The 22,866-nt window shown below is 59.3% G+C and carries 17 protein-coding genes; 1 reads left to right on the top strand and 16 read right to left on the bottom strand.

The window, feature by feature from the left end; translation table 11 throughout:
* Positions 1-381 precede the first annotated feature (381 nt).
* The 13 genes from GGU46_RS16415 to GGU46_RS16360 form a co-directional block, all read right to left on the bottom strand.
* Positions 382-1,323, bottom strand: coding sequence for a D-2-hydroxyacid dehydrogenase (locus GGU46_RS16415; protein ID WP_317171929.1), 942 nt, complete (start codon positions 1,321-1,323; stop codon positions 382-384).
* 266 nt (positions 1,324-1,589) lie between these two features.
* A complete protein-coding gene (locus GGU46_RS16410) occupies positions 1,590-1,883 on the bottom strand; it encodes a YMGG-like glycine zipper-containing protein (RefSeq protein WP_183404647.1) in 294 nt (97 codons plus the stop codon).
* Between the two features lie 206 nt (positions 1,884-2,089).
* Positions 2,090-4,516 (bottom strand): S9 family peptidase, encoded by a 2,427-nt coding sequence (locus GGU46_RS16405; protein ID WP_183404646.1) that lies wholly within the window; start codon positions 4,514-4,516, stop codon positions 2,090-2,092.
* Positions 4,517-4,701: 185 nt separating this feature from the next.
* Positions 4,702-5,412, bottom strand: coding sequence for a pirin family protein (locus GGU46_RS16400; protein ID WP_183404645.1), 711 nt, complete (start codon positions 5,410-5,412; stop codon positions 4,702-4,704).
* A 3-nt stretch (positions 5,413-5,415) separates the two neighbouring features.
* Positions 5,416-5,994: a nitroreductase family protein gene (locus GGU46_RS16395; protein ID WP_183404644.1), complete on the bottom strand. Its 579-nt coding sequence runs from the start codon at positions 5,992-5,994 to the stop codon at positions 5,416-5,418.
* Between the two features lie 126 nt (positions 5,995-6,120).
* Complete coding sequence (locus GGU46_RS22480) at positions 6,121-6,477, bottom strand: pirin family protein (RefSeq protein ID WP_317171928.1); 357 nt, start codon at positions 6,475-6,477, stop codon at positions 6,121-6,123.
* Entirely contained in the window at positions 6,478-6,834 is a 357-nt protein-coding gene (locus GGU46_RS22475) for a pirin family protein (protein ID WP_317171927.1), read from the bottom strand.
* Between the two features lie 384 nt (positions 6,835-7,218).
* Positions 7,219-8,403, bottom strand: coding sequence for a metallophosphoesterase (locus tag GGU46_RS16385; protein WP_183404643.1), 1,185 nt, complete (start codon positions 8,401-8,403; stop codon positions 7,219-7,221).
* Positions 8,404-8,460: 57 nt separating this feature from the next.
* On the bottom strand, positions 8,461-9,741 hold the full coding sequence (locus tag GGU46_RS16380) for a TolC family protein (RefSeq protein ID WP_183404642.1): 1,281 nt from the start codon (positions 9,739-9,741) through the stop codon (positions 8,461-8,463).
* A gap of 43 nt (positions 9,742-9,784) precedes the next feature.
* On the bottom strand, positions 9,785-11,014 hold the full coding sequence (locus tag GGU46_RS16375; protein ID WP_183404641.1) for an HlyD family secretion protein: 1,230 nt from the start codon (positions 11,012-11,014) through the stop codon (positions 9,785-9,787).
* Positions 10,989-13,382, bottom strand: coding sequence for an ABC transporter transmembrane domain-containing protein (locus tag GGU46_RS16370; RefSeq protein WP_183404640.1), 2,394 nt, complete (start codon positions 13,380-13,382; stop codon positions 10,989-10,991). The genes GGU46_RS16375 and GGU46_RS16370 overlap by 26 nt, the downstream gene beginning before the upstream one ends.
* Positions 13,383-13,452: 70 nt before the next feature.
* Entirely contained in the window at positions 13,453-14,622 is a 1,170-nt protein-coding gene (locus GGU46_RS16365) for a protein kinase domain-containing protein (RefSeq protein ID WP_183404639.1), read from the bottom strand.
* Between the two features lie 381 nt (positions 14,623-15,003).
* Positions 15,004-15,144, bottom strand: a complete 141-nt coding sequence (locus GGU46_RS16360; RefSeq protein WP_183404638.1) for a hypothetical protein — start codon at positions 15,142-15,144, stop codon at positions 15,004-15,006.
* An 898-nt stretch (positions 15,145-16,042) separates the two neighbouring features.
* Between GGU46_RS16360 and GGU46_RS16355 the strand changes: the two genes are divergently transcribed.
* Positions 16,043-16,954, top strand: a complete 912-nt coding sequence (locus GGU46_RS16355) for a glutamate--tRNA ligase family protein (RefSeq protein WP_183404637.1) — start codon at positions 16,043-16,045, stop codon at positions 16,952-16,954.
* Positions 16,955-17,016: 62 nt separating this feature from the next.
* Here the strand turns inward: GGU46_RS16355 and GGU46_RS16350 are convergent, their stop codons facing one another.
* From GGU46_RS16350 to nfi, 3 genes are all read right to left on the bottom strand, one after another.
* Entirely contained in the window at positions 17,017-18,546 is a 1,530-nt protein-coding gene (locus GGU46_RS16350) for a RagB/SusD family nutrient uptake outer membrane protein (RefSeq protein WP_183404636.1), read from the bottom strand.
* A 13-nt stretch (positions 18,547-18,559) separates the two neighbouring features.
* Positions 18,560-21,754 carry a SusC/RagA family TonB-linked outer membrane protein gene (locus tag GGU46_RS16345; protein ID WP_183404635.1) on the bottom strand — a complete coding sequence of 1,065 codons (3,195 nt, stop codon included), beginning with the start codon at positions 21,752-21,754 and terminating at the stop codon, positions 18,560-18,562.
* A gap of 345 nt (positions 21,755-22,099) precedes the next feature.
* Positions 22,100-22,783, bottom strand: coding sequence for a deoxyribonuclease V (gene nfi / locus GGU46_RS16340; RefSeq protein WP_183404634.1), 684 nt, complete (start codon positions 22,781-22,783; stop codon positions 22,100-22,102).
* Positions 22,784-22,866 lie beyond the last annotated feature (83 nt).

The following is a 22,866-nucleotide window of genomic DNA, read 5'->3' as shown; positions in this document are numbered from 1 at the left end:
GTAAATCAAATACAGCATGTGGTGGCTTTCCTGGAGCTGCGCGGCATTTGTAATGGCTTATTCCTTCGTGGAAGTGAGTAAGACTTCGGGCTCGTGCGCGTGGCCCGGGGCCAGGTGCAGTTCCTAATGGTTGGGCAGGGTAGCGCGCCGCTTTCAAAGCCGCCCCCAGGTCTGTATCCAGCTCAAACCGAATGCGGTAGCCTCCCGGCACAAGCTTGGCTTGATACTCGTACTGGTTTTCTCCCGGGCGAGGTTGGCAGCTACGTGTTGCCACGGGCGGGCTTCCGTGTTAGCGGAGTACGTGCGTGGGGTGTTCAAAAGCCGCCGCTGAAAGAACCTACTCGGTTCCGTTTGCGAGAGTTGCTGCGGCCTCCCAGTAACTTAATAGCCCCGCGCCAGCTGCACCTGGTTTTCCAGGGCCTCGTGCTGGCGCAGGTGCCGGAGGTTGCGCAGCAACACATCTACTTTGCCTTCATCCTCGCCGGGCTGCCCGCCGCCGCTGTGCTGGGTCAGTAGCACCCGCGGCAGGCTCCATAGCTGATTATCGACCGGCAGCGGCTCCTGGGCCGTTACGTCCAGCACGGCCCCGCCCAAGTGGCCCGCCTGCAGGGCCTCAATAAGCGCTGGCTCGTCGGTGGTGGTGCCGCGGCCCACGCTGGCATAAAGCGCCCCCGGAGGCAGAGCCGCAATCAGCTCCCGCGAGAAAAACCCCTTGGCGCTGCCAGGCAGGCAGTTTACTACGATGTCGGCGGTGGGAAGGGCTGCCTGCAGCTCCGGCTTGGAATGCAGTTGCGCCTGCGGATCGGTGCGGGCCAGAAACTGCACCGCGCAGCCGAAACCCGTTAGCTGCTGGGCTACGGCCTTGCCAATGGTTCCGCGGCCCAGAATAATTACCCGCTTGTCGCGCAGCAGCCCCAGCCGGGGGCGCAACGGGGCGCCCACCCACCGCTTCTCAGCCTGCAGCACGGCCAGCTCCGGCACGTAGCGCAGCAGGCCCAGCAGGCCCGCCACCATGGTTTCGGCGCAGGGCCAGGCAAAAAAGTCGCCCATGTTGGCTACCGGGCAGGGCAGGGCTACCCCTTGGTACTGGTCAATCCCGGCTGAATCAATTTGCCAGAACTGCAGGTGCGGCGGCGGCGGCGTCAGCCAACCAGGAGGCGGGTTGCCCAGCAGCACATCGGCCGTAGCCAGGGCCGGTCGTTGCTCGGCCGGGAGCAGGTCGGTGCGGAAAGTGACCGTCGTATCGGACGGAAGCTGCCGGAGCAGATGGGCCCGGGCGGCCGCGCTCAGGTTGGAGTAAATAAATAAGTGCATCGTATCCATATTCGGGCGGAAGTGGCGGAGGTTGCACGGCCGGGCTCAGTTTGCGGGCGTCGGAAGCTACGGCTGTGGCCATGGGCGGGCTAAGTAGAGCAACAGCAGGTTTTGCTTCCTACGGGAAAAATACCCTCCGCCGGCCTGCGGCCAGGAGCAGCCTCTATGGCACCCGCGTTGGCCTGTAAGCTCTGGGGTAGGCTAGCAGCTAAGCAAAAGAGAAGGCCCCAGGCTATGTAGCCTGGGGCCTTCTTTTGACTGGTTGGTTCTGTTGATTAGTCGCGGCGCGAATACTGCTCGTAGCGCACGGGGTCTTTCTTCTTGTCTTTCTTACGACCAATCAGGCCGCCCGCGGCGGCGCCAGCTACGGTACCAATAACGGCACCTTTGCCGCCCCCAACCACGGCGCCGGTGACGGCCCCGGCTCCGCCGCCAATGGCGGCACCTTTGGCTTTCTTACTCCAGGTTTTCCTGGGCTTGGTCTGGGCTTCGGCGTCCGAAACTACTACCGTGCTTTCCATCACAAATAAGGCCGAAAGCATAGCCGCATATATTTTGATCGTTTTCATGGCATCTATGATTAAAATCCTGAAAGGATGATGTTTGGCTTTTTAACGAAGCCCTAAAACGTAGGTTTCAAACTGGGCATAATTTTGCACGCAGTTCTGTTGCATGCTATAATAAAATACTATATAGAAGCTGAGCTATAAAAATGCCCCCAGATTAGCAGTCTGGGGGCATTTTTATAGCTCAGGCAAAGGAGCAGTGCTTGGCCTTACTTCAGCGGCTCACCCGGGCTGGCTTTCTTCACGTAGGTGTCCAGCCACGTATTCATTTCCCAGAGCATGTGCATGATGGACTCGCGGGCGGCATAGCCGTGCGACTCCGCGGGGAGCACCACGTAGCGCACCGTGGCGCCGTGGCCCTTCAGGGCGTTGTAGAACCGCTCACTCTGGATGGGGAAGGTGCCGGAGTTGTTATCCGCTTCACCGTGAATCAACAGAATCGGGGTTTTGATTTTGTTGGCGAAGTTGAAGGGCGACATGGCGTTGTACACTTCCGGGGCTTCCCAGAAAGTGCGCTCCTCGCCCTGGAACCCGAAGGGCGTGAGGGTGCGGTTGTAAGCGCCGCTACGCGCAATGCCGGCTTTGAACAGATTCGTGTGAGCCAACAGGTTAGCCGTCATGAAGGCGCCGTAGCTGTGGCCCATTACGGCCACCCGGTTGGGGTCCACCACGCCCAGGCGCTTGCCCTCGTCAATGGCGGCCTTGGCCGAAGCCGTGAGCTGCTCCACGTAGGTGTCGTTGGGCTGCTTGGTGCCCTCGCCTACAATCGGAATGCTGGTGCCTTGCAGTACGGCGTAGCCCTGCGTTACCCAGAACACCGGCGAGCCCCAGTTGAGGCGGGCAAAGGTATAGGGCGAGCCCTTCACCTGGCTGGCGTCTTTCTTATCCTTGAACTCTACGGGGTAGGCCTCCATCAGAGTGGGCAGGGGGCCGTCTTCCTTCTTGTAGTTGGGCGGCAGGTACAGGTTGGCGGTCAGCTCCACGCCATCGGCGCGCTTGTACTTGAGTACCTGCTTCTGCAAGTTGCCCAAGGTGGCGTAGGGGTTCGGGAACTTGGTGAGGGGCGTGAGTTTCAGGCTCGGGGCGTCGCGCAGGAAGTAGTTGGGCGACTCCTGCGGCGACTCGCGGCGCGTCACGAACATGCGTTTGTTGGCGTCGAGAATAGAAACCGGCATCTCGTAGTACGGGGCCTCGGAGCGCCACCAGCGTAAGCTCTTCTTGGTGCGTACGTTCAGCTCATCAATGAAGGGCCGCTCTCCTTCCGGCGAAGCGCCGGCCCCAATCAGGTACACTACGTCGCCGGTAACGTCGGTGGCCAGCACGTAGCGGCCCTGGGCGTTGCGGCGCAGGTAGGGCGAGCCAGGATGGGTGTACGTGTCCTGCGCGGAGCGCTCGAAAAGAGGGGTAAGGGACGTTTTGGTGGCCAGGTCCAGGGTCCAGGTGGTTTCCTTGCGGTCGGCCCAGCGGTAGCCTTCCACCAGGGCCAGCTTATCGTTGCCCCAGTGGATGTCGCGGAAGCGCAGGGGTAGGGCCGCCAGCTCCTGGGGCTGCCCGTCGAAGGGGGCTGCCAGGCCGTACAGCTTGTCGCGCACGGCGGCTTCCGTTTTGGGGTTGCCACCATCCTGGGCTTCTACCCAGAACGCGGTATTGGGCGCGTCCTCACGCCAGCCAAACTGCCGGGGGCCGGTGGGCACGGCATCAAAGCTGGTTGGCACGTTGTCGGCCAAGGGCACTTCAGCCAGCTCCTTTACCACCAGGCCTTCCAGGTTCAGGATATCTACCCGCTGAGGGAAGGAGCTGACAGGCAGGGTGTAAGAGTAGGGGCGGTGGCGGGTGCGCACCATCACGTAGCGGCCGTTGGGGGCGGGCAACGCCTGCTGAATAATGCCGGGCTGACCCAGCGGGGCCATGCGGCCATCCAGGCCTACTTTCACTACCTGGGCCAGAGCGTAATAATCGAACAGCCGCTCATCAATGGGGTTTTTCAGCAGATCCTGGTAGGTCCGGGCACCGGCCGTCTTGCCGATGTTCTGCTGAATGGCCGGACCCTTGGGAGCCTCTGCTGCGCTGGGCGCTTCGCCGCGGCCGCCTACAACGGCGCGGGCAATAATGGTTTTGTTGTCAGAAACCCACTCGAAGGGCGTGCCGAACACGCTGTTCAGAAACAGATTGGGCACCAGCCGTGCCGAGGCCGAGGCCACATCGGCAATCCACAGCTCCACGTGGTTGTTGGTGGTGTGGGTAAAGGCAATCTTGGTGTTGTCCGGCGACCATTGCACGTCGCTGATGCGGGCATTGGCTGGCAGGCCGGTGATGAGCAGCTCTTTGCCGTCGGGCAGCTGCCGCAGGCGCATGGAAGAGGCGTAAGAAGCCCGGCTGCTGCCATTGGTGCGCGGATTGATGCGCAGGCCAGCCAGGCGTAGCTCGGGTTGGCTAAGCTCGGCAATAGTGGGCATGTCCCGCACTTCCATCACCAGCATCCATTGCCCGTTGGAGGCAAAGCTGACGCGGGGGGTAGGCGGGGCTTCGGCCAGCGCAGCAATGGCGCGGGGCGGAGTCTGGTAGGGCAGATCCTGCGCCGCTGCCAGGCCCATGGTACCCACGCAGAGGGCCAGGGTAAGTCGAAGTATCTTCATAGAAAGAGGTAAGCAACAGAAAATTACCACAAAGGACGCTACAATCAGGCAGATTTTCTAAAGGATGTGCAACTCTACCCCACCAGCTTCCGTAGCGGCCGGCTTAACGCGCCCAAAAAAACGCCGAACTTCTGCGGGGCGCAGAAATCCGGCGTGTAGTGCTGGGCCCGGGCCTGGAAGCCGCCCTAATGATTGATAGGAACCTCAAGCAGAAGGAAGTGACTTTCGGCCTCCACCTGAATGGCCACGGCATCAGTTTCCCAGAGGCCGAGACTTTCGCGGGGCCCCACGGCCTGCCCTTTTACCGTTAGCCGGCCTTCCATCAGGAAAAGAAATACGCACTTGTTGAGCGGATTCAGGCGGTATTCCACCGTCTGGCCGGTCTCGAACAAGCCCAAACTGAGCTTGGCGTTCTGGTTGATCCAGCAGTGGGCCGTGCCTTCCTCGTTGCTGACAATGGTGGTGAGTTGGTTGCGGCGCTTTTCGCGGGGGAAGTGGCGGCGCTGGTAGCGCGGCGTCACGTTCTGGAGCTTGGGCTCAATCCAGATCTGCAGAAAATTGACTTCCTCCTGCCCGATGTTGTGCTCTTCGTGCCGCAGCCCCGAGCCGGCGCTCATAATCTGCACCCAGTCCTGGGTTACCTCCTCGGAATAGCCCAGCGAGTCTTTGTGGTTCATGTGCCCGGCCAGCATCACGGAAATAATTTCCATGTTGGCGTGGGCGTGCAGGCCAAACCCGTGGCCGGGCTTCACGAAGTCATCATTGAAGACGCGCAGCAGCCCGAAGCCGGCCCGCTCGGGGTTGGCGTAGGGGCCGAAGCTGAGGGAAAAGTGACTCTGCAGCCAGCCAATGTCCTTCAGGCCGCGGTCGGAGGCGGGGGTAAGGCGGTACGGCATGGGTTAGGCAGGTAGCTGGTGGTGAAAGGCAATTTCGTGGAGGGCCTTACGCTGGCGCGGTGCCTTTTCCCGGCTCAGGAACGGCTCCTCCAGCTGCTCGGCGGCGCCCAGGTAGCCCAGGGCAATAAAGGTTACGGGCTGCAGGGTTTCGGGCAAGTGAAATGCCTCGCGGGTTTTGGCCGCGTCGAAGCCGCCCATAAAGTGGCCGTGCAGCCCCAGGGCCGTAGCTTCCAGAATTAGGTTGCCGTTGGCCAGGCCCAGGTCGTGGAGGGCGGCGCCGTTGGGCGTGCCGTTATCATAATGGGTTTTGGCCAGGGCCAGAATCAGCACGGGCGCGTGCTGGGCCCAGGGCTGGTTGCCGGGCAGCAGGCAGTCCACCATTTTCTGGAAGGCTTCCCCATCGGCGTGGTGGGCGTAGATGTAGCGCCAGGGCTGCTCGTTCATGGCGCTGGCGGCCCAGGAAGCGGCCTCAAATACCTGCTGCAGCGTTTCGGGTGCTACGGGGTAGCTGGCAAAAGCGCGGGGGCTCCAGCGCTTGCGAATGGTTTCCAGGACGGGAAACGTGGTGGGAGCGTGTTTCATAACTGACAGAATTGCGCCAAGTAGTTGCGCTGACTAAAAAAACAGGAGTGGCTGCCTACCCCCGGCAGACCCAGTAACACCTGAAACGCCCGGAGGTTGGCATTAGCACCGGCAAGGCCCCGGCTACTACAAGCTCATGGGAACTTCCATCAGCAGCAGGCGCGCATTGGAGGTCGCCTGCACCGTGAAGCCATCCGTGTCCCAGAGGCCCAGGCCGTCGCGGCGGTGCAGGGCCTGGCCGCCTACCGTGGCGTCGCCTTCCAGCACAAACACGTACACGCCGTTGCCCGACTTCTTCACCTGATAGTCGGCGGCAAAGCCCGCTTCAAAATCGGCCAGGTGAAACCACGCATCCTGGTGAATCCAGACGCCCGCGTCGGTGGGGTCGGGCGAAAGTATCTGCTGGAACTGGTTGCGGCGTTCCTCGGCCCGGAAGGTTTGCTGATCGTAGCGCGGGGTTACGTTGCGCTTGTTCGGGAACACTCAGATCTGCAGAAACTGCACTTCTTCGTGCGGGCTGTGGTTTTTCTCGCTGTGGGCAATGCCCGTGCCGGCACTCATCACCTGCACGTCGCCGCTGCGGATAATGCCGTGGTTGCCGGCGCTGTCCTTGTGCTCCAGCATGCCGGAAAGCGGAATGCTGATGATTTCCATGTTGTCGTGGGGGTGGGTACCGAAACCCATGCCGCCCGCCACGGTATCGTCGTTCAACACCCGCAGCACCCCGAAATGTACCCGCTCGGGGTTGTGGTAGCCGGCAAAGCTGAAGGTATGGTAGGAATTGAGCCAGCCGTGGTTGGCGTGCCCGCGCGAGTTGGCCGTATGAAGAAGCGTTTGCATAAGAGAAGCAACGTAAGATGAATACCGGGTGGCAATCGTATGTACATACATAGATTGTGGCTCAAAGATTCACCTCTCGCTATACATTTGCAAGCGCCTACCCCCGTGCACGCAGGTTGCGGAGTAATAAACCCGGCTGATAGTCAAGTAAGTAGCGCGGGCGAGCGGGTAAAATAAAATACGGGCCTTGTGTTTTTGCGCGTGTTGAAGAGCCTAAAAGCCAGCATCTGCCGTTTCTGATACCGCCCAAGCAGCTCCAGGCCGCTACTGTTGCCGGGCTACCCCCGCGCAAGCTGTCAACCCCCGGAGCCGTAGTTTATGCTCTTGGTTGTGAGGGGCCAAGCGTTACCGTGGGCCGCTACCGGGTTTCGCTGAAGCAGTGGGCTACAGCTCCTCGCGGCGGGAAGTATCGGTGCGAATGGCGTAGAAGCGGCCGTTTTCAATCCAGAGGGCTTTCATTAGCTGCTGCTCATCGGTATTTTCCTGGTGGGGCAGGTCGATGGCTACCACCTTGCCCCCGTAGAGCGGGGTGATTTCCGTAACCGGCGTGTGCCCGATAACCATGCGCCGGACGCCATACTGGGTGAGCACCTGCTGCACATGCCCGGCGGAAGCTTCCTGCTGGGCTAGGCCCCGGTACCAGTCGGGACTTAGCTGCGGGCTGGCCAGCACTTTAGCCAGGCCCGCCGGGTTGCGGGCGGGCGGTGCATCAAGGCGGTTGCGGGCCTGCTCGTTGAGGGCAGCCAGGGTGGGGCGCAGACCCAGCACCTCGGGGCTGATGCCGCCGTGCACAAACAGGGTGCTGCCGATTTTCTCCACTACGTTTTTGGTTCGTAGCCAGCGGCCCAGCTCCGTTTCCGGGCCGTACCAGGCAGCATAGTCGAGGCGTAAGGAATCGGCGTTGCGGCGGTATTTGCGGCGCACGTACTTGTAGTGCCCGGTCAGGTTCATTAGCTCATGGTTGCCCAGAATGAAATGGACTTTGCCACCGGCCCGGGCTGCTTCCTGCTCCAGCTTGTAGAGCAGCCAGAGGCATTCCGTAACCTGCAGCCCACGGTCAAACACGTCGCCGACGACTACCAGATGCCCGTTGCCGAAGCGCCAGCGGTAAGCCGAGTCCACTACCCCCGTCGTGCGCAGCAGCAGATCAAGCCCCTTGAAGTTGCCCTCGATGTCGGAAACCACCAGCATTTTGGCCGGAGCCGGATACTCACTGGGCTCCACGGTGTGCCGCGGATGCAGAGGAACCGTGAACGAGGTGCCGGTTTCATTTACGTAGCACCGCACTGTGCTGCGGGCCGGGTCAGTCAGCGTATCGGTTTGAATAAGCAGCCCTGCGCCCCGGGGAACAATAGCCGTGCTGAGTGCCGCGCCGGACTGGTAGCGCACAATGGGCCCATCGGGGGCAAAGGCCGAGGCATCGTGCGAAGGCGCTTTCAGGGCCCAGCCCGGGAAAAAATAAACCTTGGAAAGCACACCGGTGGCCGCCAGCGCAATGCCCCCGGCCAGATACAGAACGTAGAGCAGCAGGACGCCAAAGGCTATTCGTTTGTAAGCACGGGCAACCATAGCAGAGCAGGCAAGATGACGGGAATAAAAGGTTCGCTGCCGGCAGCGAATAAAACTTTACAGGGTCAGGGGAGTGCCCTGGTAAAATCCGACCAGCCGGGAGCGTAAAATCGACTCGTATTTGGCTTTGAACAAATCGGCCTGAGCACTCACGTAGGTGGCCTTGGCCTGATTTAGCTCAAACACCGAAATGGTGCCCAGCTCGTACTTGAGCTGATCGGCCTCGTAGCTTTTGCGGGCAAACTCCTCGGCCTGCACTGCCGATTTCCAGCTCTGGCTGGCCGCCTGCGCATCCGTAATGGCCTGCTGCACCACCTTGTTCAGGCGGTTGCGCTCCTGGTCCACGGCCAGCAGCTCGCGCTGGTACTCCAGGCGGCTTTCTTTGATCAGCAGCTTATAGCGAAAACTGTTGAACAGCGGCACTGCCAGCACAAACCCTACGCCGTACGAGCGGTTGGTATTAAGCTGGCGGGCAAAGTCATACGCCTGGTTGGTGTTGCTGTAGTTAGAGCCCAAAGAGCCCGTTAGCTGCAAGGAGGGGTACAGGTCGGCGCGGGCGACACCAATCTGATGGCGCACACGCAGGGCGCTATATTGTTTGGCGGCCAAAGCGGGCTGGGCTTCAACCGCCCGGCTGACCTCAGGGCCGGTTGGGGGCGCAAATTCTGCTTCGGCAGCAACCGGGTATTGTAGCGGCAGAATCTGAAATGTGTCGTTGGGCTGGGCATTCATAATCTGCCGCAGATCCAGGTAGGCCAGGCGCAGGTCGTTTTGGCTTTTCGTCAGGTTCAGCTGCTCAGTGGCCTGCTGGGAAAGCAGCTTGAACAGCGCGCTTTCCGCCACACGCCCGGCGCTGAGCTTCAGCCGGGTCAGTTCAATCAGGCGGGTGCTGAGCGTGAGCTGCTGCTGCTGGCTCTTGCATATTTCCAGCAGGTAGTTGATGCGGATGTAGGCCAGGGCCAGGTCCACGGCTATATCGTTTTCCAGGGCCTGCAGCTGGCTGGTCTGCTGGTTTATTTCCTGGCGGGCAGCCTTAATCTCGCTGGCCGTCTTGAAGCCTTCAAACACATAGATGGATGAGTTTACGGCCCCGTTCAGGGAGCTGAACTTGCGGTCAATAAACTCGTTGGTCAGCGGGTCCACGCTGCGCCCGACGGAGTTATTGTTGCGCAGGGTTCCGTTTACTACCGGTAGCCGCTCGGCCCGCCGGGTTTTAAGCCGCACGCTGGCTATTTCCAGGTCGAGCAGCGCCTGTTTCAGCTGCACATTGTGCTGGCGGGCTTGCTGCAGGCAGGCATCGTAGGAGAGCCGCTGTTGCCCGGTGCTGGGGTACGCCATACTCAGCCCCCACCATAAAAGCCAGGCTGCCAGCAGCCGGCATCTAAACCTTGTCATAGGTGTCAATCTTATCGAACAGCTTTTTCACGGCGTAGCCCAGCAGGGTGTGGCGGGTAGTAATAATTTCGCCTTTCAGCTTGTAGCCCGCTTTCAGAGGAAAGCGTGGGGGGCCGGTCAGCTGCACAATCGTGAAAAACTTGTCGTTCACGTTGGCCGGCGACACAAATGTTACCTGCCCGTGCACCGCTCCAAACTGGTAGTGGTAGTAGGCGTTCAGCTTGAGGTTCACGGCCTGGCCCAGCCGCACGTAGGCCAACTCGCGCTCGGGCAGCACTATTTTGGCGTAGAACTGCTCCTGCCGGGGGGCAATAACGGCCAGGGGCTGGTTGCGCCCCAGTAGCTCCGATTTCTGCCGGGCGTTATACAGGTCAATGATGTTGCCATCAGCGGGTGCCCGCACAATCAGCTCGCGGGTTTCCTGCCCCTGCACCACGGCGTTGTTGCGCTTGGTATCCAGCTCCGAGCGTACATCCAGCAGTTCGCGCTGCTGCCGCTGAATGTCCTGGTTCAGGGCGTTCAGGTCAATATCCAGGTTGGTGTCCTGCTGGCGAAACGTTTGGAGCAGGCTGGCGCGGTGGGCTTTTTTCTGCTCGTAAGAGGCGCGTGTGTCCAGCATTTCCTTGCGTTTCACCAGGCTGCGGCTTCTGGACTCGGTGGCGTCCCAGCGCGAAACGGCCTGGCGGGCGTACAGAACTGAGTCGGTGCGGGCCTGCTCGCTGCTGATGGCATTCTGCTGCTCAGCATAGGCCACGGCTCCGCCCAGCGTGCGCAGTTCCCGCTCGTTCTGGGCGTAGTCGTTCTGGTACATCTGCCGCTGTATCTGGCGCATCTGGGCCAGGGTAGCCTGCCGTTCCTGCATATAGGCCAGCTGCCGCTCGGCCACTACCAGCTTGTTTTGCAGCACTCCAATTTCGTGTTGCGTTGTCTTATAGTCGTACTGCAGGCGCTTGTTTTCCAGGATAAAGAGCGTGTCGCCCCGCCGCACGTTGTCGCCCTCCCGGGCCAGCACCTTGCGCACCCGTACATCGGCCGGTGTATGGATGACGGTTTGCGGGTTACTGGAATAAATCTGGCCTTCCGTGAAGTCAACCGTTTCGTTGATGTGCAGCAGGCACAGCAGGCCGGCCGAGAGTACCAGAAAGGCCACCAGCACTCCGCAGAATACATGAATGAGCCGCAGGGCCAGCCTAGGCCTGTACGATAAGGGTTCCATGCGCAAGACGGTACTGTTTGGTAAAGCGGATATAGTCAATCGGCTCGTGCGAAATCACAATGAGGATTTTGGTGGAGAGCTGATTCAGCAGGGCCTCAATCTGGGTGCGGGAGGCGGCATCAACGCCGGAAAGAACTTCGTCCAGAATCAGCACATCGGCGGTGGAAAACAGCGCACGCAGCAGCAAAATCTTCTTGCGCTGCCCGGTGGACAGGTTTCGTCCGTTCTCGCTGATGAGGAAGGCCAGGCCTTCCTCTTTGGAAGCCAGAAACTCGTAGAGGCCAATGCGCCGGGCCAAATCCAGGATGCGGGCCGTGGATACCTTCCGGCCGAAGGTGATGTTGAACTCAATGCTGTCGTTGAAGAGAATATCTTCATTGGTGACCAGCACAAGCTTCTCCTTGACTTTGTCGGGGTTATAGAAGCGCTGGTCGGTGTCGTTGAGCAGCATGGCCCCGCCACTAGGCGTGTACAGGCCCGTCAGGAGCTTGCTTAGGGTAGATTTTCCTGAGCCGTTGCTGCCCTCAATGCGGATTTTGTCGCCGATTTCCGCCCCGAGCGTGAGGTTCTGGAGCACCAGCTCCTGTGGGTTATACCCGAAGCTCAGGTTCTGGAGCTGCAGGCGACTGACGGTGAACTCCTCAATGCCGTTCCCGCTGCTATCGGCCGGAGCAGCAGTCGGCGGCTCTTCAAAATCGATGTAGCGCTTCAGCACCACTTCGTTTTCCTGCAGCACCAGGTTCTCGGCCAGCAAGGCGCGCAGCGTGGCAAATACCCGCTCCGAGAGAGCAATGTAGGTGACAATCTGGCCCAGGGAAATGGCATTGGTGTTGATGGCTTTTTTGGCCAGCACTACAATGATCAGCAGCGAAGCCGCAATGGTGATGATGGATACCACCGAGAGGTTCACCAGATCGAGGTACTTGTTTTTGAGCTGCACCTTCAGCAGCTGATCCACTATCTGCCCCAGCTTGCGCGAATAGACTTCCTCAATCCGAAAAGATTTCAGTACCTGGAGGCCATCCAGCTTCTCGATCATGCGGGTGAAGTAGTCGGATTTGCGCATAAAGCGCAGGCGCTCGTTCTGCTTCAGGGTGGGGGTAACCAAATAAAACCACCCGGCGAAGGCCACCATCACGCCGCACACCACCAGCGTAAGCTTCCAGTCAATGTAAAACAGGATGCCCAGTGAGTACAAGGACACGCTCAGGTCAACCAGAATTTTGGTGAAGAAGCGCAGAAAAAAGGCCTTCAGCTTAAAGGCGTCGCTCAGGCGCTCAGTCAGGTCGCCGCGCTTAAACGACTGGACGTAGGGGATGGAATACGCGTTTAGCTTCTCGTCGAAGCGGGTCAGGAAGTACTTGTCCAGCAGGTTGCCCATGTGAATGCCCACGAAGGACACATTGAGCGAAGTAGCTAAGTCAAAGAGCTTGAACACGCCGACCCCAATGGCAAACACGACCAGCATGTTCAGCTGGTAAGAGGGCAGGATGTAGTCAATCAGGATTTGATTGATGAACACGGACAGCTGCGCCGTGAAGGCCGAAAACAGCGCCGCGAAAATGTAGATGTACCAAATGCGGCGGTTGCGGCCCAGGTCGCGCAGCAGCGTCAGGTAGGGGCTTTGCTCGGGGCGGCTGGCGGCGGGGGCCGGCTTGGGCTGTTTGGGCTTTACCGTCAAGACCATAGCGGCCCGGAGCTTAATCCTGTTTTTCTCGTCTTTCAACGAGCGGAAGTGCTTGGGCAACGCGCCTACCTCCTGGTGGAAAAGCAAGTCCTCCAGAAAGTCTTTTTCGGCCTTGTTATCCTTCAGCCCGAAGTTTTCCTTGAGGTAGGTGAAATAAGTCAGCTTATTGAACAGGGTGCTGGCGTCGTTGGTGGTCAGAGCCTGTTCCAGCTTGATGTGGTACGTCGTCAGCTCCTGGTTGCAGAGCAGGGTCAGCTTTTGCTCCAGCTGCAGCAAATCCCAGTAGCTTTTGCTGAAGTGAGCCATGTTCTTCAGCTCGTGCAACGACACGTAGTACGTGCTGGCCTTGGCGGGGTCCAGTACCCGGAGCTTGCCCGCCTTGCACTTGTCCACCACCACGTAGTGCAGGCCGTTCTGGTGCTGGATCGGCATGATGAAAGGCAAGTGCTCCTGAATGGCCGAGGGGTCAGTTTGCAGGTGGTGTACATCCAGCACCCGCAGGGTAGCGGCAAATTCGTGGCGCTCCAGGAAGTCCTGCAGATCCGTAATCCGGGAGCCTTTATCATCCAGGAAAATGTGCTGCTGGATGTACTTGCGGCTGATATCCTGACTGAAAATGTTGAACACGGTTTTCACCGCGCTAACGCCACAGTCGTTGTTCTTGAGTTGGCAATCTACCATGGGGCAGGGTAAGAAAGGCGCCGCCGGCCGGGCCTAGCGACGTTAAACAAACGAAGTACCGACGGGCCTGCTACCCTACCGGGGCAGTAGCAACCGGCTGCTCGGTAGCCTGCTGCCAGGCCGTTAGCAGCTCGGCAGCATCGGAGTAGCGTTCCGCCGGGTTCTGGTGCAGGGCCCGGAGCAGAACCCGCTCGTGCGGGACGGCCGCACTTAGGCGCTGCCCGAAGTTGTGGCTTGTAATAGAAGCCGCCAGCTCAAGCCAGGTGCCCCCCTCGAAGGGCACCTGCCCGTAGCAGAGCTTATATATCACCAAGCCTACCTGGTACACTTCCGAGCGAAAATCGGCGGCCCGCTTGCTGAACTTGTAGTGGTGTTGGTTTACCCGTTCGGGCGGGAGGTAGCACGCGGCACCTCCGCGGTTAATCACCTGGTGCTCCTCGGTTACGCCACGGCGGTGGGCAAAACCAAAGTCGATGAGGCACACCCGCTCCCCGTCCACCATGAAGTTGCGCGGATGGATGTCGCCGTGGATAATGCCGTGGGCGTGTACGTGAGCCAGGCCCCGTAGCATCTGGGCTACCAGTTGGGGCTTATCCGCTTCACGAAAGAGGTTTTGGGTTAAGCCCTGCGACACGGTGCAGCCCCGCAGGTATTCCAGCACGGCGTGGGGGTAGGGCTCGGGGTGGTAGCTATGCAGGGCGCATACGTTGGGGTGCGGGGGCAAGGAGCCCATTAGCTCAAACTCCTGCTGAAACTGGCGCAGGCCCTTAGCCAGGGTTTTGCTATCCGTTACGGCCTCCGGCCTGTGCGAAAACATCTTCAGCACTACCGGCTGGTCGGTTTCGCAGTTCGTAGCCTTGTACACCTGCACAAACTGGTCATCGAGAGAAAGGAGTGCTCCGATGCGGTAGCGCCCGACAAGGTCGCCTGCCTGATAGTGCTGGTGCAGGGTCGCAACATCAACGTCGCCCTCCCTGCGCACAATCTCCAGCCGGTACATGTCGCGCAAAAATTTATCTACCACCGCACGAATGGCTGCGGGGTCGGGGGCGGCTGTAAGGTGCTGAACGTCAGTCACCAGTTCTTTCGCTGTTCTGGGCTCCGCCAGTAACCGCAGGAAGGTGGCAATCGTCCGATTGATCTTGTAGGAGCGCCCTATCGTCGTGATGTAGAAGGCCTCCTGGTGCTCAAGCACACTGGCGCTCTTCGATAGGTAAAACCGTTGCCGCTTGGTTTTCATTGCCTTGAATACTAATAAGGAAACTAGGATTGGACAGGACGTAGCAATGGTGCCCCGGCTTCAGAAGCGGGTGTAGGAGTGGGTAGCAGGTAGGGCGGGGGGGGCGTTAAAACGAATACCAGCGCCAGGCCAGAGAATATGACAAACGTGAATGTAACTATACTAATAAATAACGCAGCCGGTAATTGATATTTACAATGTCATTTAATTAAAATGGGAGTCAGAAATCATTAATTAAAATGTTTTCCGACTCCCATTTTTATGGGTTGTTAATAAGGGGCAATAAAGGGTAAGATGAAACAATGTTTTGAGTACGATTATGATTACATAATCAGACTAAAACAACTTCATATATGCTCTATTTCCCCTTATTACTTTTGACTAACCCAGGTCGCTCCAGCTGGGGCCAGGGCCAGAAATACTCCAGCTGCCGATGCTGGAATCAGCCACCATCATGCCGCCAACGATGAGTTCTACTTGCTGCTCTTGCAGCTCCTGGGTCAGAGTTTCTACAGTAATCATGTGTGGAAAGTGTTTTTGGTTTGTGGATGTTTTGAACAGCTGTCTGGTTCAAATAAGAAGAGTTAAAGAACGATTTGTAAACAATTACTTAAATATTTTTAACACATAAATGACAATATTTAATTATAAAAGGTTTTTTCTCTTTTAACTCAAATCAGAGAAATTATTTTTATAAATATTCTAATAAAACAAACTGGCTGTGTTCAGCCGTTTATCACCGACAGTAAAGTCTGCATCGAGGCCCTGTACGGTCTGAGAGGTCTAATGCGCAAGCAGTAAGCCGAACAGTAACAGGTTATTACTGAACAATAGGCTGCGGAAGCGACAAGCCGCTTCCGCAGCCAATGCCAGAAGCACGGCGGGCAGGGGGAGAGGTTCCCTTCCGAAGCCAGGAAAACAGAGTAGTAGTTGAGCGCACTGTGGCAAGCCTTGAGAACACACACCAATGATGCTGCTGCTGTGCAGGGGGCAGCATCGATATAATCCTAAGTGCAATAGGGTGTGTAAGGGCGCGGTGGCAGCTGCTAGGTCAGGGGCTGCTCAGATGCTTAAGTATAAAGCAAAATTCTCAATGATGACAAACCTGACGTAAACTAAAATATTGAAGCTCAACCGTATTCAGTGTTCAGACTGCGGCCTTGCTGAGCAGGGGGTGCTATTGACAGGGCCGGCTGCAACGCGGCGCTTCTTTTTCTGCCCCCGGATACCCTTTAACGGTCCGTCAGTTCCATTCCTTTGCGGCGTATCCGGAGGGGCAGAAGGATGGTATGGCTTTGTCGCTTAGCCTGGGGTAGGGGCCCTGTAGTGAAACTGGCCGAGCACGTAAACCGCATAGGTAGCGTAACAAAGCCGGCACGCAGCGGCCTGTATCGGGGTCCGGTGGTACCTTGCCAGGGTTATGCTTCAGTGGCCTGCTTTTCCCGTCGTCTCCCGTTTGGCTCCTACCCCCAGCGGCTTTCTGCACCTGGGCAATGCCATCAACTTCACCCTGACCTGGCTGCTCACGCGCCGGGCCGGGGGGGTGTTGCACCTGCGCATTGATGATCTGGACCGGGCCCGGTTTCGGCCCGCCTACCTCCAGAACATCTTCCGGACCCTGGAGTGGCTGGGCCTCGACTACGACCATGGCCCCATGGGCCCCGATGACTTCGAGCGGCACTTCTCGCAGCGCCACTTCCTGCCTGCCTACGAAGCCGTGCTGCAGGCAGCCCAGCGGGCCCATCCTAGCGTGTTTTACGCCTGCCGCTGCTCCCGCACCGACCTAGCTCGCCTGGCCCGCCCCCATGGCTGCTACCCCGGCAACTGCCGCCACCATTCCCTACCCCTCACTACGCCTCAAACCGCGTGGCGGGCCCTCGTGCCACCCGCTACCCCCGTTACCATCCCCGATCTGCTTCAGGGGCCGATGACAAGCTATCTGGACACAGCGCTAGGCGACTTTGTGGTGCGCAAGAAGGATGGAGCGGCTGCTTACCAGGTAGCCTCCGTGGTGGATGATGTGCGCCTGGGTGTTACGCTGGTAGTGCGCGGCCAGGACCTGCTGCCCAGCACGGCTGCCCAGCTCTGGCTGGCGCACTATCTGCCGGGGCAGGAGGCATTTGGGACCACTCGGTTTCTGCATCATGGGCTGGTGCTCCAGGAAAACGGGCAGAAACTATCAAAATCAACACAGGCTGGTGGGCAGCGAGGCATTGTAGAAGAAGCCGGTTCGCCGCAGGTGGTGTACCGGGCCGTAGCGCAGCTCCTGGGGCTAGCTCCGGAAGCCGGCCGTTCGATGGCTGGGCTACAAGAGGTACTAGCCGGGGGGTAGGCCAACAAAAAAAGCCTCTCCGGCTTACTGGAGAGGCTTTTCTGAGAAATACTGGCAACGGGTTAGTTGCGGGTCATGGCTTGGTTGGTGGCGATTTCCGTGGATGGAATAGGCCAGATGTACAGAGTAGCGCTGGGCTGCACGGCGCTAACGGTGCTTTTCGCGGGGAAAGGCAGCAGCAAACGCATGATGTCGTTGTTGCGCAGGCCTTCGCCCAGGAACTCAATGCGGCGTTCCAGCAGAATAGCATCAATAATGCTGAAGGTGCTGCTGAAGCTGCTGGCCGTATAGGCCGCGGGATTGGGCGTGGTGGTGCTGGGGTTAGAGCGGGTGCGCACGGCGTTGAGCAGGGCCAGGGCGCGGGCATCGGCCGCCCCGTTGGTGCGGGCCAAGGCCTCGGCCAGGTTCAGCAGCACCTCGGAGTAGCGCATCACCGGGGCCTTATCGGTATAGGGCGAGGAGGCGGTAGAGCCGGCCGTGTACTTGCGCAGATACGAAACGTTGCTCACTGTGGTAACAAAGTTAACCCGGCGGGCATCGGTGGCGGTAAAGCGCGGCTCGGCCAGAATGCTGCCCGCCGCCGTGCTGAGGTTGTACTCGCCGTTGCCGCCCTGGTTGCTGGGCAGGTAGTAGTAAGCCAGCTGGTTCTGGGTGCCGGGCTGGTCCTGGGCCGTGAACGGGAAAGCCAGAATGCTTTCCGTGGTTTCCTGCGGGGAGGTAAACACGCTTACGATGGAGGGGTTCAGCTCATGCGCTACCCCCGTGGCTGCTCTGAACGGCGCGGCCGCCGACACGATTTTATCCGCCTCCTTCGTCACGTCCTCGTAGCGGGCCATGCTCAGGTACACGCGCGTTTTAAGGGCAATGGCCGTGTTGCGGTGGGCGCGGGTAACGTTCAGCGACGCGCTGCTTTGGGTTAGGGGCAGGTTCTGCTCGGCAAAGTTCAGGTCGGTCAGAATCTGCTCGTACACCTGGGCCACTGTGCTGCGAGCCAGGTTGTTGTTGTTCAGGTCCTTCTCGGCCTTCAGGCGCAGCGGCAGGCCGGGTTTGCTGCCGTTGCCATCTGTGTAGGGGCGGGCGTAGTACTGCAGCAGCGAGTAGTAGCAGAGCGCGCGCAGGAACCGGGCCTCGGCCTTGTAGTAGGTAGCGGTGGTAGTAGCGAAGTCGGCGGCGAAGGGCGTGGCCGCGAACTTCGGCGCATTCTCCTCCATGCCCGCCAGAAACACGTTGATCTGGTTGATAGCGGCGTAGCCCGCGCCCCACAGGTTGATAACGTCGTTCTGCGACGACTCCGTGATGGTATGCTGCCACACGGCGGCCCCGGTTACCAGGTTCGAGGTTCGGTTGATAAAGTCGTTGGCCCGGATGTCGCCGTACACTTGGTAGCGCCCACCCAGAAAGTTGCCGGCCTTTACGTAGTCATACATGTTGTTGACCTGCAGCAACACGCGGGACGGGGTATTAAAAGCATCGGCGCTGTTGATAGACGCTTTGGGCTGGGGCTCCAGTAACTCTTCGTTGCAGGAAACGGTACCAAAACCTAAGAGGGCCGCGCAAAGTCCGAGCGCGAGAGTATGTTTAACTGTCTTCATCAGACAACAGAAATTAGAAACCAATATTGAAACCAACCGTGTACGTGCGGGCCTGACCCACCGAGTTACGGTCCACGCCGGCGCCGGTGTTTGAGCTGCCATTCGTCGAAATTTCCGGGTCGATGCCCTTGTATTTCGTGAGCAGAGCGGCGTTTTGTACCTGCACATACAGGCGGGCCGTGCTCAGGCCAATGCGGCTGGCCAGCCCCTGGTTGAGGGAGTAGCCCAGCGACACGTTGCGCAAACGGGCGAAGTCGCCTTTTTCCACGTTGGTGGAAAGAATCAGGGCGGAGCCGTTCGATACGTTGTCGCCGTACACCACGCGCGGCCACTCGCCGTTGGGGTTTTCAGGCGTCCAGCGGTCCTTAATATCTACATCGTTGTTCCAGAAGCGCATGTCGTGCAGGCCGGCCTTGGTACCGTTGTAGATATAGTTGCCGCCGGAGAACTGAATGAATACGCCCAGGTCGAAGTTTTTGTAGCGGAAGGTGTTGTCGAAGCCGCCGTACCACTTGGGCAGCGTGGGGCCGTAGTACTCGCCGTCGGCCAGCTGGGAAGGGGCCGAGGTCGGCTGCCCGTCCAGCGTCGTCCAGCCGGTTCCCTGGTGGTCATACTGCACCAGCGTTTTGGTGCCGTCGGCATTTCTTTTCTCTACCAGGCGCCGGCCGTTGGCTTTGTTTACTCCCGGCGAAGGCACCGCCAGAATTTCGCCTACTGAATGCCCTACGCGGGTGTAGTTCACGGTTTCCAGGCCGGAGGTAGCAGTGCCAATGCGCTGGTCGTCGTACTGGAGCTTGAGCACCTTGTTTTTCAGGGTAGTCAGGTTGGCGTTCACCGACCACGAGAAATTGGGGGTGGTAATGGCATTCACGCGCAGGTTCAGCTCCACGCCCGTGTTCTGCATAGAGCCCACGTTGCTTGGAATGGAGTTGTCCGGAATACCCTTGGAGGGTGCCTGCGGGATGTACAGAATCAACCCATCGACGAGGTTTTTGTAGTAGGACGCATCCCCCTGAATCCGGTCATCGAACAGGCCGAACGACAAGCCGACATCCGTTTTCTTGCTGGTTTCCCACGTCAGGTTGGGGTTGCCGGCGGCCGCGAAGAACAGGCTGGCCGTGGGGCCGTACAGCGCCGGGTTGTAGAGAGCCAGCGAGGCGTAGTCATCCACGCCCTGGCTGTTGCCTACCTCGCCGTAGCTGCCGGTGAATTTCAGGAAGCTGACGCGGCTGAGGGCCGAGGAGTTCTTCCAGAAATCTTCCTCCGAAATGGCGTAGCCCACGGAGGCACCGTAGAAGTTACCCCACTTCTGGGCCCAGGCCGAGTACCCGTCGCGGCGGAAGTTGATGGAGGCCAGGTACTTGCTGCTGAAGTTATAGTTCAGGCGGCCAAAGTAGGAAAGCAGGTAGTTCTCGCCCTGGAAGTTGCCGGTAGTGGCAATGTTGGTGTAGCCCCCCTGGAACGTGGTGAAGAAGGGGTCGGCGAGGCTAGTGCGGTTGGCGCCCCACCGGTCAATGGTGGTTTTCTGCTGCTCCGTACCGCCCAGCAACGAGAAGTTGTGCTTGCCGCCCAACGTCAGGTCGTACTGAGCGGTGTTCTGCCAGTTCCAGCGCTTGTTGGTGCGGTAGAAGTTGGAGGCACTACCAATGTTGTAAGAGTCGCCGGCCAGGGAGGTATAGAAAGCCTGGTCTTCGAAGGCAATGTTATAAATGCCGTAGGTGGAGCGCAGGTTCAGCCCTTTTACTATTTCCAGGTTGGCGTACACACTGCCCTGCACCTCGTTGCCTTCCGAGCGGAAGTAGTTGTTTTCCAGGTCCACTACGGGGTTGTAGTAGCCGGGCAGCAGGGGGGCGTTGTTGGAGCCGGTGGGGTTGATGTTGGCCCCGGCCCCGATACCGGCGCCGTTGGTGTTGTAGGAGCCATCGGGGTTGTAGGCGGGCACGTTAGGCGGCAGCACCAGGGGGAGGCGACCCAGGCCCGCCGTACCGAAAGCGCCATCGGCTACGGAGCCGGAGTTAGGCGAGGCCGTGCGGGAGTTGGAGTAACCCGCGCGCATGCCCACCGTCAGGCGGGAGAAAATCTTGTGGTCGAGGTTCAGGCGGGCGGAGGCGCGCTTAAACGAGTTACCCTTCAGCATACCCTTCTGATCGGTGTAGCCAACGGACGTGTAGTAGGTGGTCTTTTCGGTGCCGCCGCTGAAGTTCAGGGTGTTCGAAGAAGAGAAGCCGGTTCGGTAGATGTAGTCGTACCACTTGGTATCCACAGGGTTGCCGTTGGCATCCAGGGTAGGCCGGAAGCCTTCCACTGCCAGGGTGGGGGTAGTGCCGGGGGGCGCCAGGGCAATGCGGTTGGCGTTCAGGTTCCGAACCGACTCGTTTTTGATGGCAATGTAATCTTCGGCATTCAGGATGTCGTAGAGGCGTACGGGCTTGCTCCAGCCCACCCACGAATCCAACGAAAGGCGGCTCTGGCCGCGTTTACCCTTCTTGGTGGTAATCAGGATTACCCCGCCCGCTGCCCGCGAGCCGTAAATGGCACTAGCCGAAGCATCCTTCAGCACCTCCACGCTCTCAATATCGTTGGGGTTGATGTTGCTGAGCGGGTTGTTCGGCACACTGCCCACGGCCGAGCTGTTGCCGCTGAAGGCCGGAATCCCGTCAATCACATACAGCGGCGCCGAGCTCAGGCTGATGGAGTTCACGCCCCGGATGCGCACAACCGGCGGGTTGTTGAGCACGCCGTTGGGGGTGGTGATGTTCACGCCCGCTGCTTGGCCCTGCAGGGCCTGCTCAAAGCTCTGCACGGGCTTATTGGCAATCTGGGCGGCGTTTACCGTGGCCACGGAGCCCGTCAGGTCGCGGCGCGACTGGGTGCCGTAGCCCACTACCACTACCTCATCGAGGCCGGTGGCGCTGGAACTCAGCGTAACGTTGATGGACGATTGCCCCGCAATGGCCACTTCCTTGGGCGCGTACCCAATAAAGGAGTACACCAGGGTGGAGGTGGAAGCTGGCACCGAAATAGAATAGCGGCCGTCGCTGTCCGTTGAAGTGCCCTGCGAGCCGCCCTTCACAATAACTGTAACCCCCGGCAAGCCGGAGCCATCCGTCCCGACTACCCGGCCGGAAATAGTTTGGGTCTGGGCCCAGGCTTCCTGACCCGTGAGTGCCAATGCTACCAGAGGGCACAAGAGTAAACCTTTCTTCATGCTTTCGCCTTTGATTGTGAAAAACTCAACGATGAGGGCGAATAAACGCTCTATCTTCAATCCAAGCAAAGCAGATCTAACTTATTTTCAATAATTGGGTCGTTGAGGTAAAACATTTACATGCACCTATGTAGTAACATGAATTGCACTTAACGGATTTTCAATAAAAAAATACCCCGTTACTCCAGGGCTGGAAGTAGCGGGGTAGTGCAGGGCGTAAGCGGCAGAACAAGTCCCAAAGGGCAACATAGCAGGCAATCTGGCCAAGATTCTTGCCCCGCAACCGCTGCTCGCGGCAAAAACTGGTGTATAGGAGTTTGCCGGGAACGGGTAAGGCACCCGGCCTTACAGCTCTTTTTTAAACTCTTCCGCCCAATAATCGGCCAAACGGGTGGGCTCCGGCAGCTTGTAGCCGCGCAGGCAGGCCAGCGTCAGGCGGGTTGCCGTGGCCTGGTCGCAGCGGTGGCCGGGACTCACGAACAGCGGATTCACCTTGTCTTTGCTCCGGATAACTTCGCCCAGCAGCTCTCCACTTTTATCGGTGAGCGGTGAGCGGCTGCCTTTGGCAAGGCTGGGCTCCTGGTAGTTACCCGTGAGTTTTTGCTTGGCTACCCCGAAAGTGGGAACATCCAGCAAAACTCCCAGATGGGCAGCAATGCCCATGCGGCGCGGGTGGGCTATGCCGTGGCCATCCACCATAATCACGTCGGGCTGGTGCTGAAGCTTTTCGTAGGCCCGCAGCAGATTAGGCGCTTCGCGGAAGGCCAGCAGGCCCGGGATGTAAGGCAGCGTAACGGGGCTGGTATGGTACACCTTCTCCACCACTTCGAGGGTAGGAAACCGCAACACTACGAACACTGACAGTACCGTTTCGGGGGTAGGAAAGGAAGAGTCGCAGCCGGCAATCAGGCGCGGCTCGTGAGGCAGCGGCTGCAGCCGAACGAGCCTGCGCATTTCGTCCTGCTGGCGGGTGAGGTCACGCACAATAATGGGGTCGGGGGCTGGGCCGGGCGGGCGGTAGTAGGCCATGGGCAGAGGGGAGTAAGGGCAAGTAAACAATGCTTCTACTACCCCGGTCGCACCGGGGTTATCGGGCGCCTACCCCCAGGCTG

The sequence above is a fragment of the Hymenobacter latericoloratus genome (assembly GCF_014199535.1).
GTDB classification, from domain to species: domain Bacteria; phylum Bacteroidota; class Bacteroidia; order Cytophagales; family Hymenobacteraceae; genus Hymenobacter; species Hymenobacter latericoloratus.
The sequence above is the reverse complement of the archived record's forward strand: the minus strand, read 5'-3'. Positions and strand labels throughout refer to the sequence as shown.